We start from the raw sequence: 16,533 nt of genomic DNA, 5'->3' as shown, positions 1-16,533 counted from the left end.
CTTGAAGTATTGAATAAGCAGCATATCTACTATTGCAACTTCTATGTCTTACACTTTAATAAAAACCTACCACAACCATATTATATCATATGTCGTGGTAGGATTATAATTATTTTTTGCTATTAATGTTACTAAAATATATAAAAACTTTATATTTCATGATTCATTTTTATAATTACTTAATAATTATAGAGCATAACCTGCTTCAAAAGCTTGTACATTTACGTCAATAGTCTTACTTGGTACAGTATGTTTAATTGCTTCTTCCCACTTATCTTTATCTTCATCCAGATTTTTGGCAAGGAGACCTAATAAAACGGTATTGACTACTCTAAAATTACCGATTTTTCTTGCTTCACTCAATGCATCAGCAACAATCACTTTGTTATCAGCATCATGTAACTGTTCAATTATATCTTGTGGATAGTCAGCTGCTCCTATAATAACAGGCATAGGATCAATCTCTTGAGCATTAACAATAATCAAACCATCTTTTTTCAAGTAATGACGCCATCTTAGGGCTTCCATCTTTTCAAAAGCAAGTATAATATCAGCTTTTCCTATTTCTACAAGAGGTGAATATACTTTGTCTCCATAACGAATATGTGTAACAACACTTCCACCTCTTTGTGACATTCCATGTACCTCAGATAATTTTACATCATATCCAGAATGTATTGCTAAATTACCTAGTATTCTACTGGTTAAAAGTGTTCCTTGTCCTCCAACACCTACAACTAATATATTCTTTGTTTCCATTATTATTCACCATCCTTTACTATAGCACCGAATTTACATACCTTAGCACATAAACCACAACCACTACATAATGTATCATTAATCATCATCTTGCCATCTTTCTTTTGAATTGCTGGACATCCTAGTTTCATACACATTCCACAATTCTTACAAGCATCAACATTTATTCTATAAGGAACTCTCTTTCTCTTCTTATCTAATAACTCACAAGGTGCACTTGCTATAATTACTGAAGGCTCCTCTTTCATTGTCTCTTCTTTTATAGCTAATTCAACTTCTTCTGGTTTGAAAGGATTAACCACTCTTACACTATTGATACCTACACTATTTGCTAATTGTATAAGGTTGAGTACATGTGTTTCTTCACCCTTCAAAGTCTTTCCAGTAGCTGGATTATCTTGATGTCCTGTCATACCTGTTGTTGAGTTATCAAGGATAATTACAGTTGAGATTCCTTTGTTATATACAATATCTACAAGTCCTGTTATTCCAGAGTGGACAAAAGTTGAATCTCCAATGATTCCAACCCAATCCTTAATAAATTCTTTTCCTCTTGCTTTTTCCATTCCATGCAGCATCCCTATACTTGCACCCATACAAACACAAGTATCTATACCTTCAAGTGGTGGAAGTGCTCCAAGAGTATAACATCCTATATCACCTGTAGCATGTTTTTTAAGTTTATTAAGAATATAATAAACTCCTCTATGTGGACATCCTGGACACATAACTGGTGGTCTTACTGGTAATTGTTTTGGAGTGTCAAGATTCAATTTATGTTCGCTGATCTTTTCTTCTATAAGATTGGCACTGTATTCACCTTGAACTGTAAATATCTCTTTACCAGTTACTTTGATTCCCCATGATTTTATTTGTTCTTCAAATATTGGTTCTAATTCTTCAACTATGTACAATGTATCAACTTTACTTGCAAACTCTTCAATTAATTTTTTGGGAATTGGATGTACCATACCAAGTTTTAGAACAGATGCATTTGGTAATGCTTCTTTCACATATTGGTAAGGAACCCCACTAGTTATTACTCCAACTGAAGTATCATTCATTTCCATTGTGTTATATTTAAATGTATTACAGTCTTCTGCAAGCTGATTCATTCTCTTTTCAACAATAACATGCTTAACTCTTGCCATACCTGGCATCATTACATTTTTCTTGAAATCTTTAGTATATTCTTTGATTGGAACATCTACTCTATCATTAAGATCTACAAGACTTTGTGAATGTGAAATACGAGTTGTAAGTCTAATAAAAACTGGTGTATCGTATTTTTCACTTATTTCAAAAGCTTCTTTTACGTATTCTTTTGCTTCATTACTATCGGATGGCTCAAGCATTGGTATATGAGCAGACCTTGCATAATAGCGGGTATCTTGTTCATTTTGGGAACTATGCATACCTGGATCATCTGCAGCAAGTATTACTAAACCTCCATTAATTCCAGTATATGATGCAGTAAATAATGGGTCTGCAGCTACGTTGACTCCAACATGTTTCATAGCTACCATTGTTCTAGCGCCACTAAAAGAAGCACCAACACCTACCTCTAAAGCAACTTTTTCATTAGGTGACCACTGAGCATATATTTCATCATATTTTGCAACGAACTCAGTAATTTCTGTACTTGGTGTTCCTGGATATGCTACTGCAACAGTAGTACCTGCCTCATAAGCTCCTCTGGCAACAGCTTCATTACCAAGCATAAGTTTCTTATCTGCCATTGTTAATATCAATCCTTTCATTTCAATTTAAAGTTATATTGAATATAGAGTTCATTCAATACAGGTTATCTTTTTATAAGGTAATTATTGGAACATTCACCTTATATGTTAGAGAGTTAGAATACATTCAATCATTATTATATATCTATTCTAACAGTTGTTTCCCTTTTAGTCCATCCTCTAATTTCTATTATCTATAACTCTTTTTGCTTTCCCTTCAAATCTCTTCAAAGTATAAGGCTCTACTAGATTTATCTTAGCATCTATTCCCAAAACGGTTTTTAGATTATGTCTGATTGTCAACTGCAGTTTGTCAAGATTACTATATGAATCTAAGAGACTAGTGTCTTCTAATTCCACATTTATTTCAATTTTATCTAAATACCCTTTTCTAGTAACTATAATTTCATAGTGAGGTCCTATTTCTTTTGTATTCAGCAATACTTCCTCTATCTGGGAAGGAAATACGTTGACACCTCTTACGATCAGCATATCATCTGTTCTTCCTTCAATCTTAGCCATTCTAACTAAAGTTCTTCCACAATCACACTTTTCATACATAAGTCTTGTGATATCCTTAGTTCTATATCTAATAAGTGGAAGAGCTTCTTTTGAGACAGTAGTTATTACTAATTCACCTTTTTCTCCTGGTGGTAATACTTTACCAGTACCTGGGTCAATTATTTCTGGAATAAAATGGTCTTCGTTAATATGTAATCCCTTCAAAGCTTCACATTCTCCTGCAACACCAGGTCCAATCAATTCACTCATACCATAATTTTCAGTTGCAAACATGCCCCAGCCTTTTTGAATCTGTTCTCTCATAGCTTCTGTGGAACCCTCTCCACCAAAAAGTCCTAATTTAACATCTAGATCATTAACTGGATCAATACCCATCTTTTTAGCTACCTCCATGATATGTAGAGCATAGGATGGTGTACTAACCAATAATGTTGTACCAAAATCCTTCATAAGCATGATTTGTTTTTCAGTGTTTCCACTAGAAGTTGGTACTACCATTGCACCAATTCTCTCCAAACCATAATGAAGTCCAAAAGCACCTGTAAATAACCCATAACCAAAAGCAATCTGTGCAACATCAGTAGAATCTGCTCCTGCCATTGTTACAATCCTTGCTATCAATTCAGTCCAAGTATTAAGGTCTTTTCTGGTATATCCAACAACAGTTGGTTTTCCAGTTGTTCCAGATGATGCGTGAACTCTGACAATCTCTTTTTTGGGAACTGTAAATAACCCGAAAGGATAATTTTCTCTAAGATCATCTTTCACAGTAAATGGTAAGTCAGACAAGTCATCAAGAGATTTGACATCTTCTGGTTTCATACCTGCTTCATCCATCTTAGCCTTATAATAAGGAACCTTATCGTAGATTCTCTTAACTGTTTCCTGTAATCTATCTAATTGAATTTTTTCTATTTCTTCCCTGCTGAGTGTTTCTTCTTTTGACCAAATCATTTTCCCATTTCCTTTCAACCTTATATTATTTTACCTCTTTAGCAAATATATAATTGATATGTCTTTCTTCATAACTTTCAGTAACCAGACTAACTATACTCATAGTTATTATTGGAACAACAATAGCTAATGCACCTACTGTAGGTATATTAGAACTTCCAAACCCATATTTACTAACACCGTATATTACAATGGAAAGAGCAGTTAACATTCCTACCCATACTCCTTGTTTAGTAGCTTTTTTCCAATACAATCCAAGTAGATAAGGAGCTAATAAGCAACCTGAAACTGCTCCCCAAGATAAAGAGGCTAAGTTCAGTATAGGACTATTAGAAGTTGCTACAATATATGATAGTGCAACAAATACGACACATAGTACCTTCATAACCCACATCAATGTTTTTCCGTTAATATCTGGTTTAACTGTCTTCAATAAATCTATTGTAATTGCAGAACTTGATGCAAGGACTAATGAAGCTAATGTAGACATAGATGCAGATAAAACCAATACAAGTATTATCGCCGCAACTACCGTTGGCAAAGTCTCACTTATTACCAATGGCATAATCCTGTCATAAACAGGCATTCCATTTATTGTAGGACATTCACTAATGATAAGTCTACTTATACTTCCTGTAAAATAAGCACCTGTAGTTATTAAAAGTGCAAATGCAGTAGAAACCCATTTTGCTGTCTTGATTGATTTTTCACTTTTGATTGTATAGAATTTATGTACCATTTGTGGTAATCCCCAACTACCTAGACTAGTCAGAATAACTAACGATAATATAGGCACAACTCCTGGTGGTCCTATAGGAGATATTAATTCCTTATTAATTGATTTCAAGTTACTTATGGCACCTGACAAACCTCCAACACTTGGAAATTTAATTACAAAGAATAACATTAATATAACTCCAACAATCATAATACATCCTTGTATAAAATCTACCATAGTTGCAGCAACCAATCCTCCTGCAAATAAGTATAGAGCTGTCAGAACCATCATTATAATTAATATGATATAAGTAGGTATTCCAAAAATTTCTTCAAACAAATATCCTAAACCTTTATATACTGAAGCCGCATAAGGCATTAAAAATACGAAAATAATTGTTGCTGATACAATTTTTAGAGGCTTACTCTTGTATCTTACTCCAAGGAATTCTGGCATAGTAGATACATTAAGTCTTTGAGTCATTTCACGAGTTCTTTTTCCTAGAACTTCCCAAGCCAAGTATGTACCAATCACTGTATTCCCTACTACTATCCATAGCACTGATAACCCGAAGTTCCACCCTAATTTTCCTGCATAACCAATAAACAGAACTGCTGAAAAATAAGCTGTACCATACGAAAATGCTGACATCCATGGCGGCACTCTTCTTCCTCCAAGGAGATAACCTGAAACTCCCTCAACCTTTTTTCTACTCATAGCGCTTACAACCATAATCATTAGTATGTACCCTACCAAGAAAAACCAATAAACTTTCATTAAATCGCTCTCCCTATTTTTTATAGAATCTACATATCGCCACTTTAAACTTCAACGCTATTATGTAATATGACTTTAAAGTGCTAAATTAAATTAGCACAAATAAAAGCGCATCAAGCGCATGTTTAATTACAAATTGAAGTTATAGATTGATATATGTTAATTATATTTACTAACTTCTAATTATACACTATATTTTTTTGTTGTCAATTAGTCTAAAAAAGATTAAATCAATTAACAATAATTACATAAAAGTATAAAAATAAGAAAAAGAATATAATATTTTTATCATACTCTTTTTCTTAAAACTACTTTACATACTTCCAATCTATAGTAGAAGGTAATACTGAATCTATAATTAATTTTTGTTTATTATTCTTACAATTAATCTTAACAACCTTTGATTTACTTAGTTTATAAATTGATGCAATAAGAGTCTCTCCATCATCAGATACTTTAAATTTACCAAAATCATAGTCATTCTTCACTTCATAAATAACCTTTTTAGCGTCTAAACTTTCAATCCTAACTATATTTTTATTATCACCAAGTCTATAACCTAAAAATTCTTTATTGCTTGATAAAGATACTTCTGAAGCATTTGTTCTAAATAAAGTCTTCTCTTCAGTCTCAATATTATATTTCATTATATTATAATTATCATCACTACTTTTTTCTGTATACAAAACATTAACATCATCCATCCATTCATAATCCTCGAGTGTTATATTCAATACTTTACTTTCTTCGTTTTGATTAATATCTAATACATATAAATAATTATCCTTAATAAAACTAATAACATCTTTATTAGGAATAAATTTGGGATTACTTATATTTTCACCTGTATATATTTTTCTGATATCCTTAAAACTACTGTCTGTATCTTTATATTGGGTTATTTCCCATATCTCATCAATATCACCAACTTTTTTTACAACAACCATATTCTCTTTTTTGTTAGCATTATAATTCGGATTAGAAAAATAAACTCTATTCTCTACAATATAATTATTTTCAGGGTAATATTTTAATAATACGGTAGAATCATCATTCTCTTCTCTTATCATTATAACTTCATTGTCCTTATTAATTACTTTTCTATTAGTCACAAAAAACATAGTAATTAGTAACAGAATAAAAAATGCAACTCCAATAAAAATATATTTTTTCATTTAACTCCGCTCCTGATATAAACAAAATATTCACATTTTAACAACCGTCTTTGGCATAATAATTAATTAAAATAATTTGGTAGAGAAGCTCCTTAAATAGATATTTTACAAATTTATATACAATATCCATATAAGGTAACCTCTCCAAAGATTTCTTTTTATACTAAATTAGATGGATCTATAAATTCTTATATTAATTATAGTTTGCTGTATACTTAAATGAAGAATTTATTGAATCAATAGAATCACCCATCACCCATAATAAAGCATAATCGTCTTTCTTAATTATCTCTTTAAAATCTGCTTGTATCTTATCAACAACTGTTCCGTTATATGCAATACTCTGTGCTTCTGCTGTATCATGATAACTATACCATTTATTTGTCTTAGTATCACTTGAAGCTGTTAATTTTTCAATTGTGCCAACTGCTGAACTTACATATGGTATATAATCAATAATGGCACGAACAACATTTTTAACTAAAGATCCTTTTTTATAATGAGTGTAATATCTTTTTATAATTACTCCACCATCCGTATCAGAATCAAGAGTTAATTTTATATCTTCTACATCAATCCTATTATCATCCCCAAAAAAACCTAATGTTTTATTGTATACATTATACAAAACACTAACATTATCTCTAACAGTTAATTGTATAGAAAACGACTGACTACTAAAATTTATATTTTTAGGAATATCTAAATATACCAAATATGTTAATCTATTATCAGTTCCAGCAAAATGATAAGTAATATAAGAATATGCATATGGAGCAGTAGCATCTAAATCACTATCATGATACCATTTATCAAAACTACCACTTTTAAATATTGAATCATCAACTCTATATACTAATGACTTAGTAGTATGTATTTCTGAATTAGTAATATATCCATTGTCAGTAACTATTTCTTTGTTCTTTCTCAGGATATCAATAAAATTATCCAAAGGCATATATTCTTCATTATCATTTAGGCTGTTAAATTCTACACTTTTACTACAATTATTTTCTGAAATTAAAACTTCTTCTTTTTCTACTTTATTAGTTTTTAAAGAAAAATAATCTAATTCAATATTCATTAAGTCTTGATCAGAATATATATGTTTGTTAAAATTTACATTGGCTTCATTATTAATATTATGATAATTAATTTCATTCACTTCTTCTTGTATATAATAAATATCATTACTTTTTTTGTCTAATAAACCAATGCTTAAAACTGTACTTCCTTCCATGTGTATATTGGGTTTTAATAATGTATAAGATGAACTATTATTTTCTATTCTACAAGACATCAGTTGATAATTTTCAGATATTTCAACAGGTATCCCAATTATAGCATTATCTTTAAATATTACACTTTGACTTGGATATAAATCCAGAGATATATTTATAGGTGATAGAATATTATTATTAAAATTATCTTTTATATTCATTTTTAAATTCATTTGTCCGTTTTCAAAACATATGTCTATATTTTCAGCTATAGCTGTTAATTGGTCTTCAGTTTCAACTAATTGATTGGAACCATTTTCAAACACCATAACATCTACATCACTCAAAGAAATTACTTTATTATCATTTGCTGCAAATTCAATACTACTAAAAGGTAGTGCAAAAAAACAAATCATTAAAATTAAACTTATTATTTTCCTCATATTTTTCTCCTTTTCTACATTGGCATTATTTTATATATTAATAATTAATATATAATTCAAATAAAATAAAAATGTTTTTAATTATTGCAATAATCTATATATAATATTAACTCTTCAAATATTGTTTTTCAAGCAAAACTCACCGCAATATTAAGATTAATTCGACATTATCCTACAATTATATATAATTATAACAAATAAAAAAAGCTACCTATAATCCATCTTATATAATCAAGCTATATTATATAGATAGCATCTTTAATCTTCCGAATTTATCCTTTTAACGCCCCTGTTGTGAAACTTTTCTGTACTTGACTACTCATTGATATATAGATTATTACTGTAGGAATTGTAGCTACAACCAATCCAGCTCCAAGTTCGCCCCATTTTGTTGCATACATACCTACCATACCCATGATACCTACAGTAAGAGTCTTCAATCCTTGTTTACTAATAAATGTTGTAGCAAACATCAATTCATTCCAACAGCTGAGATAAGTAAATATAGAAATTGTAGCGATTGCTGGTTTTATAAGGGGTAACATGATCTTACCAAATATCTGATATATACTCGCCCCATCAAGACATGCTGATTCTTCCAATTCTTTTGGAACATTACCAAAATAACCTACTAGTATATAAATAGCCATTGGTAATGAGAATCCTATATAAGGTAGTATCAATGAAAAGTAAGTATTATACAAATGAGCCTTCTTAAGAAATATGAATAATGGGAGTAATGTTGCATGCATAGGTACCATTAACCCTAATAGAAACACTATTAGCATTGTATTACTTAATTTCCAATTCATTCTAGAGATAGCATAAGAAGCCATAGCAGCCAACAAACAAGTAACAGCTACTGTCACGAAAGTAACAATCAAACTATTCATAAAATATGTACCGATATGTCCATTGGAAAATACCCTAATATAATTTTTCCATAAAAATTCATGAGGAAGTCCTAAAGGATTACCTCCAAATATCTCTTGATTATTTTTTAATGAAAATATAATCAGCCAGAATAAAGGATATATTTGTATAACAGCAATTATTACTAGAATTATTCTTTCAACAGTTTTACTGATTTTCTTCTCTTTCATCTTTTTTACCTCCTAATCCCTATATTTGATTCTTCACTTTAAAGGTTTTTTGTATCAAAACTGTAAATATTAAACACTCTAGTATTATAAAAATAGCCATAGAACTTCCATATCCATATTTGTTCTGCAAGAATATGGTACTGAACATTAGAGTTGTAGGAACTTCAGTTGCATGTATAGGTCCTCCTTTTGTCAATACATATATCAAATCAAAAGTCTTAAGTGACCCTATCAATGCAAATGTGACACATACCTTAATCATTGGCATAATAAGAGGAATGGTAATCTTAATCGCTGTTTGAAAATTAGTGGCTCCATCTACTTTTGCTGCTTCATATAATGACTTTGGAATAGCTTTTATAGCGGAGTAAAGCAACAACATATGATATCCAATATATTGCCATACAATTACAAAGAATGCACAGCCAAGAGCTGTTTCTGGCGAACCCAGCCAATTATGCTTAAGAAAATCAAGATTCAAACTATCTAGTATATTATTCAACAACCCATATTTAGGTTGATATATTTTCATCCATAACTGTCCTATAACCGTTGTTGAAATGATTACAGGAATAAAATAAACTGTTCTAAAGAAACCTTCACCTTTAATACCTTTTGATATGATAATAGCCAATATGAGAGCTAGAGGTACTTGTATGAAAACGGATAATACTGCCAATATAAAAGAATTTTTTATAGCAAAAGAAAATCCGTCTGTATTGTTAACAAATAAGTCAATATAATTTTTCAATCCCACAAATATTCCATTACCGATTCCGTCCCAATCCAACATACTATAATATACCGAAAAGAATATTGGTAATATCGCTACTAAGAAAAATACAATAAATGCTGGAAACACAAAAATAAATATGGCTTTTTTATTCCCTAAAACTTTGTCCACTATACTCTACCTTCTTTCTATTCGATCTATACTAATTAATGATATTAATCCATAAGATAGACCCTGTTTAGATATAGATGAATGATATAAAAAACAGAGTCTATGTTAATAATTACTAATGAAATGTATTTTAAAACATTTAATAATAACTAATCTTATTCATTTAATTTCTGCATCTCTTTTACAAATTCCTCAGGTGTTTTTGAGCCTGCAAACAACTCTTGTACTAGAGTTTTGTGTTTTTCAGCATCTGCTCCTGTTAATTTGGTATCCCAAGCTAGAACGAATCCTGTAGCATCATTAGCTAAATCTACCAATTGTTTGGATAATGAGTCTAAGTCATCTCCTAAGTTTCCTATTTTCCATACAGGTAGTCCTGCACCTAATATAAAACTTTCTTTTGTCATTTTTTCTGTTACATAAGCTACAAATTCTGCGGCTTCTTTTTTATATTTTGTATTTTTGTTAATCATAAAACAGTCAACAGCTCCACCTAAGAAATCATTTTTATTTCCTTTACCCTTATCGATAGCAGGAAAATTTTTAGCTACTACTTTATCTTTAATAAGTGAAGTCTCTTCATCTTGTATCTCACTAGCTAGCCAGCTTCCCATATAATGCATAGGTACTTCACCATTCAAAAAAATTATCTTAGCTTCATCATTAGTATAAGCCAGAGAACCTTCATCAAAAGCTTTCTTATTTACCAGTTCTTCTACTATTCTTGCACTTTCTATGAACTCAGGCTGATCGAAAGATGTTTTCTTGTCAAGAGCATCATTACAACTATCTACGCCAGCTGTTCTAAGGGCTGATGCATTCTGCCAGAACATTGCTGGCCATCCATCTTTAGCTCCTACACTAATTGGACTAATGTCATTCTTGTTGAATGTATCAATAGCTGTTAACAATTCATCATATGTATCTGGTATTTTTACCTGATATTTGTCAAATAATTCTTCATTACAATATAATATACCCATCCATTGTATAAATGGTAATCCATATAACTTATTATCATAGGTTACATTAGATGTGGCACCTGTTAGCAATCGTCCTTTTTGCTCATCTGATAAATATTCATCTAAGCAAAGCACCTGTGCTGCATCAACAAATGGCTTAGCGAAACCTCCTCCCCAAGCAAAGAAGACATCAGGAGCTTCATTTGCAGCCATTGCAGTCTTGATTTTTGTCTTGTATGCTTCATTTTCTGTAGCATCTATAGCTATTTTCACATTGGGATGCTCTTCTTCATACATTTTAAGTACCTTACTGAATGATCTCGCATTAGCATCTGCATCTGTTGTCCATAGATGCCATACATTAAGTGTAATTTTTTCCTCTTCTTTATTATCCTCTTTATCCTCTTTTTGGTTAGTAGTATCAACTGTCTTATTATCTGTCTGTTTTTTTTCTTCAGTTTTATTACCGCAACCTACCATAGATAAAACCATTACCCCTATCAGCATTAACGTAACTACTTTTTTAAAGAATGTATTCATTTGAATTTCCTCCTTATTATTTAGTTCCTCTATATGATAGCTTTTTATTTCCAGAAATTACATACTTTTTCTTTACCTCAATCTTTGAAAATTTTACTTATTATAATTTTACATGCTCAAAAAATAAAATTATTTATGTATCATCTTTTTGTAACTAGTGATTGACATACCCACATGCTTTTTAAAAATAGCACTAAAGTAATTAGCATCTGGTATACCGATTTTTTCACCTATTTCATAGACTTTCATATCAGTATTCCTAACATATTCAACTGCTTTTTCAATTCTTATTTTATTAACATATTCTTTGAAGGAAATTCCTATTTTTTGTTTGAATATTCTACTTAGATAACTGGGATTCAAGTAAAAATTGGCGGCTACCTTCTTGAGGGTTAATCCATAATTACCAATATTATCTTTTATGTATTCTTCTACATCTTTAATATAATCATTTACCATGTGTTTCTGCACACTATTAATATAGTCAACTATTTTAGTTATAAGTGTATCTAGAATTTCTTTTGCGCCAGGAATGGTCTTTATATCTGTTACCATCTTGAAGTAATTGTCTTCATCATCAATAATTGAATCAACTTTTATATTCATTGATGAAATCATATATAGTAACATGGATACTATTCGTGTAACTTGCACTCTTATATGTTCAATGAACAATTTATTTTCAAAATCTCCTTTTTGTACAATCTTGCGGAAAATAGAATCTAGATACTCGATTGCATTTTCTTTTAATCCTGTTTTGATTAAAAACTGTAATTGTTCAATTTCTTCTTCTTCAATTGGTGATAATACAGTGCTTTCATTGGATATTATGTCTAAATCCTTATAGCATATTACTGTATTATTACCTAGAATGGTTTTATAACGTATGGATAATAAAGCTTCTTTGTATGATTCTTTTATATGGTTTATACTGGATTTGGGACTACCAATACCTATACTGACATTACTCTTACAATTAGCTTTTATCACTTCTAGAAAATCATTGCATTCTTCTAAGAGATTACCTGATTCATTACTATTATGGCAAATTGTTATTCGCTGCTTGGAATCAAATATAGTATAGATCCCATCTACTTCTTTATAATAATCATCAATTAGATTCTTTACACTTAGCAAAGTAATAAGCCTGTTTTCCTCAGAAAGCTTTTTATCTATACCCAATTCTAATTCAATTACAGCTACTTGAAATTTCAAATCCATATTAAATTTCAATTGCAGGAATTTTACCTTTTCCTCTATCTCTTCTCTTACTAAATCATTATGTAATAATTCCATGAAAAACTTTTCTTGGAGATACGGTAGATTTTCTTGGAGTTTTTCTTTTACAAAGCAATATTCCAACTCTTTTATCCTTTCCTGTTCAATAACTTTCTTAACATTAAGGACTGATTCTTCTATTTTATCTTTTTGTATAGGTTTCAGGATATAATCTGCAATTCCCATTTCTATACCACTTTTGGCATATTCAAATTTATCATATCCAGTCAAAATCATTATTTTCATCTTAGGATAGCTTTCTAAAATTAGTTTTGACATCTCAAGCCCATCTGTTTTTGGCATATTAATATCTGTAATAATCAAATCAATAGGAGTTTCTTCTAATATATCAAATACTTCTGAAGCACAACTTGCTTCACTTGTTATTTCACATTCAATACTTTTCCAATCAACTTTTTTCTTCAGAAGCTCTCTGATTAGATATTCATCATCAACAATTAATACTTTCAATAAATCCTTATTCAATGTAATCATCCTCTTTTTGTATTGGTATTTCCATTGCTACTTTTGTTCCTTCATTCTTAATACTACTTATAGTGAATTTACTACTATCTCCAAAAAGAATTCTTATTCTTTCTTTGGTAGCATGTATCCCAATTCTTTTATTAGTATCTTTATCCAATAATTCTAATTGCTCTTTATCCATACCAACCCCAGTATCTTCTACTATAAGATATATTTTTTCTTGCAATTTTTCAGTTTTTACTATAATTTTTCCATTGTCACCTGCTGGTCTTAAGCCATGATATATGCTGTTTTCTACAAGAGGCTGCAATATGAGTTTAGGTACTTTTACATCTAGAGTTTTTTCATCTATTTGATACTCTACTTCAAATAAATCTCTGTATCTGATTTTTTGTATATACAAATAATTTTTTACAGTTTCTACTTCTTCTTTGATTGTAATTATATCTCTTCCATTACTTAGACTAGTCCTATAGAATATTCCTAATGCACTAAGGCTATTATAAGCTTCCTCATTACGTTCTAACATGATTAAGGAACTTACGGAGTCTAGAGTGTTATAGAGAAAATGAGGTTTAATTTGTTCCATAATTATGCCAAACTCTGCTTTTCTTTTTATTTTCTGCTCATGGATAATCTTCTTTATAAGAAGTTGAATTTCATTAATCATATAGTTGTATACATTTTTCAGCATACCTATTTCATCATTATTAGTATTGATACATACTAATTGAAATTCTCCTTTTTCAACATCTTTCATTGAGTTTATCAAGCTATGTATTGGATCTGTTATGAGTTTGGAGATAAATATAGAACCAAGTGCTACTAATATAACATTTACCAATATAATACCTAACAACCCAAAGTTGAAGGTTTGTAGATACATAGAGGAATTCTCAAAAGGTATGACTTTTAAAAATTTCCAACCATAAATATTATTATTAAGACCTGTTACCATAACAATATTCTTTTTATTCTTTAATGGATATGAAAAAGAATCAACACTATTCAAATCATGTAACAATTCATCTTCATCAATAAAATCACTGTTGTTATAATTAATTACATCTTGTCCATACTTATTCTTAATAAGAACTGATGTATTATTATACGGATTCAATCCAAGTGCATCTTTTATAACGCTTTCACTTACATTAATCATTAATAGACCTATAGGTTCAAGCTTATTTATGTTATTGATAACTCTAATAAATGAAATAAAGCTATTGTCCTCATTCTCAGTCAATAAATCATTGACTCTAATTATATATCCACCTTTTTTATTTATGGTTTCCTTGTACCATGGCATTTTTTTTATGTTTTCAAGCTGTATACTCTTAACAGCTTGTTTTTCAGTATAGTATTTAGTACCAGAATTGCTGAATATGTAAATAGAGGATACCTTGGGATTAAAATTAATAAATTGACTTAAGAATCTATCTAATTCCTTATAATCTACTTTTTTATTTTCATTTTCTTCTTGTAAGATTTTTTGTACATTTTGATTAGCTATCAATATCTTGGAATAATTATTAATATCATCTATCAACATCTCAACGCTTCTGCTATCAGATTCTATTCCTTGAATAGCTATTTCCTTCATCTTTTGATTCATGTAATGTTCAGATGTCCGCTGATATATTAATATACTCAAGCCTATACTGAATACAATTAAGATAAAATAGAATAATAATATTTTATGTCGTATTTTTAAAGAACTAATTCTGCTTTTTATTTTACTGATTAACTTACGTAACAATTTCCCCATCCTTTCTATTTTTTTAACAACATTTTTTATGTAATAACTCTAATATTAACATAATTTTTGATAGATTTTAATAATGTAACCCATGTTACAATTAATATATTATAGAAAAATATATATAAATAGATACTTTGGACATAATTATAGACAAATAATATATTTATTATTTGCCTATAGTAAAAACTCCCTAAGTTCTTCACTTAAGGAGTTAACGTATTATTATATTATTCTTTTATGGTGTATCCTAATTGATTAATCATTTCAATATCTTCTTCTATGTTATTACCTATTGTCGTTAAATAATTACCAACCATAGTAGCGCTGATACCTGATTTGAAACCTTGTCTTTGATATTCTCCGAGTGCTATACGTCCACCTGCAAATCTAACATTAGTTTTTGGTAATATTAATCTAAACATAGCAACGGTTCTACATATTATTTCAGGTTCTAGAATTTCTTTATCCCCGAATGGTGTGCCTTTTACAGGACATAGAATATTAATAGGTACTGAGTTAATTTCAAGTTTTCTTAATTCAAATGCCATATTAATTCTATCAAATACGTTTTCTCCTAATCCTATAATTCCACCTGAACATACAGATAAACCAGCTTTTTTTGCATTGATTATTGTATTAACTCTGTCTTTATATGTATGAGTTGTACATATTTTTTCATAGAAACGTTTACTTGTTTCAAGATTATGATGATATCTATTAACTCCAATTTCTTTTAATCTCACTGCTTGTTCATAGGTAATTATCCCATGAGATGCACATAGATTCAAGTCTGGAAATTTGCTTTTCAATTCTTTGTATATGTCAATGATATAATCAAAATCTTCGTCTGATATTCCTTTTCCACTTGTAACTAGTGAGAATTGATCAACTCCATATTTCACATTTTCTTCAGCTCTTTTTATTGCTTCATCCTTACTGATTAGTGGATATTCGCTAACACCAGTACTATAATGAGCAGATTGGGCACAGTATTTACAATCTTCACTGCATTTCCCTGATTTTGCATTCATGATTGTACAAAGCTCAATCTTATTTCCCATGAAAAATTGCCTTACTTCATCGGCTATCTGACATAGTTCTTCGGTATCTGTTGTTCTATAGATTTCAAGAGCTTCTTTCTTTTTTAATTTATAACCGTTAATTATTTTATATTTAATCTCTTCCACTGGA

Annotated in this window: 12 protein-coding genes; all 12 read right to left on the bottom strand. The window is 29.9% G+C overall.

What is annotated here, in order from left to right; translation table 11 throughout:
- Positions 1-186: 186 nt before the first annotated feature.
- A complete protein-coding gene (locus AACQ14_RS11490) occupies positions 187-759 on the bottom strand; it encodes an indolepyruvate oxidoreductase subunit beta (RefSeq protein ID WP_339363734.1) in 573 nt (190 codons plus the stop codon).
- A 2-nt stretch (positions 760-761) separates the two neighbouring features.
- On the bottom strand, positions 762-2,498 hold the full coding sequence (iorA, locus tag AACQ14_RS11485; protein WP_339363836.1) for an indolepyruvate ferredoxin oxidoreductase subunit alpha: 1,737 nt from the start codon (positions 2,496-2,498) through the stop codon (positions 762-764).
- Positions 2,499-2,678: 180 nt separating this feature from the next.
- On the bottom strand, positions 2,679-3,974 hold the full coding sequence (locus AACQ14_RS11480) for a phenylacetate--CoA ligase family protein (RefSeq protein WP_339363733.1): 1,296 nt from the start codon (positions 3,972-3,974) through the stop codon (positions 2,679-2,681).
- A gap of 25 nt (positions 3,975-3,999) precedes the next feature.
- Positions 4,000-5,469: a sodium:solute symporter family transporter gene (locus AACQ14_RS11475; RefSeq protein WP_339363732.1), complete on the bottom strand. Its 1,470-nt coding sequence runs from the start codon at positions 5,467-5,469 to the stop codon at positions 4,000-4,002.
- A gap of 308 nt (positions 5,470-5,777) precedes the next feature.
- A complete protein-coding gene (locus tag AACQ14_RS11470) occupies positions 5,778-6,644 on the bottom strand; it encodes a hypothetical protein (protein WP_339363731.1) in 867 nt (288 codons plus the stop codon).
- Between the two features lie 193 nt (positions 6,645-6,837).
- Positions 6,838-8,307, bottom strand: a complete 1,470-nt coding sequence (locus AACQ14_RS11465; protein ID WP_339363730.1) for a hypothetical protein — start codon at positions 8,305-8,307, stop codon at positions 6,838-6,840.
- A gap of 272 nt (positions 8,308-8,579) precedes the next feature.
- On the bottom strand, positions 8,580-9,410 hold the full coding sequence (locus tag AACQ14_RS11460; protein WP_339363729.1) for a carbohydrate ABC transporter permease: 831 nt from the start codon (positions 9,408-9,410) through the stop codon (positions 8,580-8,582).
- A gap of 19 nt (positions 9,411-9,429) precedes the next feature.
- Entirely contained in the window at positions 9,430-10,314 is an 885-nt protein-coding gene (locus AACQ14_RS11455) for a carbohydrate ABC transporter permease (RefSeq protein WP_339363728.1), read from the bottom strand.
- A 155-nt stretch (positions 10,315-10,469) separates the two neighbouring features.
- The gene (locus AACQ14_RS11450; RefSeq protein WP_339363727.1) at positions 10,470-11,816 is read right to left on the bottom strand and encodes an extracellular solute-binding protein; all 1,347 of its coding nucleotides are present in this window, start codon (positions 11,814-11,816) and stop codon (positions 10,470-10,472) included.
- 129 nt (positions 11,817-11,945) lie between these two features.
- Positions 11,946-13,580: a response regulator transcription factor gene (locus AACQ14_RS11445; protein ID WP_339363726.1), complete on the bottom strand. Its 1,635-nt coding sequence runs from the start codon at positions 13,578-13,580 to the stop codon at positions 11,946-11,948.
- The gene (locus AACQ14_RS11440; protein ID WP_339363725.1) at positions 13,573-15,339 is read right to left on the bottom strand and encodes a cache domain-containing sensor histidine kinase; all 1,767 of its coding nucleotides are present in this window, start codon (positions 15,337-15,339) and stop codon (positions 13,573-13,575) included. Before AACQ14_RS11440 ends, AACQ14_RS11445 begins: the two co-directional genes overlap by 8 nt.
- A 230-nt stretch (positions 15,340-15,569) precedes the next feature.
- Entirely contained in the window at positions 15,570-16,529 is a 960-nt protein-coding gene (gene bioB, locus AACQ14_RS11435; RefSeq protein ID WP_339363724.1) for a biotin synthase BioB, read from the bottom strand.
- Positions 16,530-16,533: the final 4 nt, after the last annotated feature.

This window comes from Vallitalea maricola (genome assembly GCF_036985595.1).
GTDB lineage: Bacteria > Bacillota > Clostridia > Lachnospirales > Vallitaleaceae > Vallitalea > Vallitalea maricola.
Note: the sequence above shows the minus strand (reverse complement) of the source record. Positions and strands in the feature narration are given on the sequence as shown.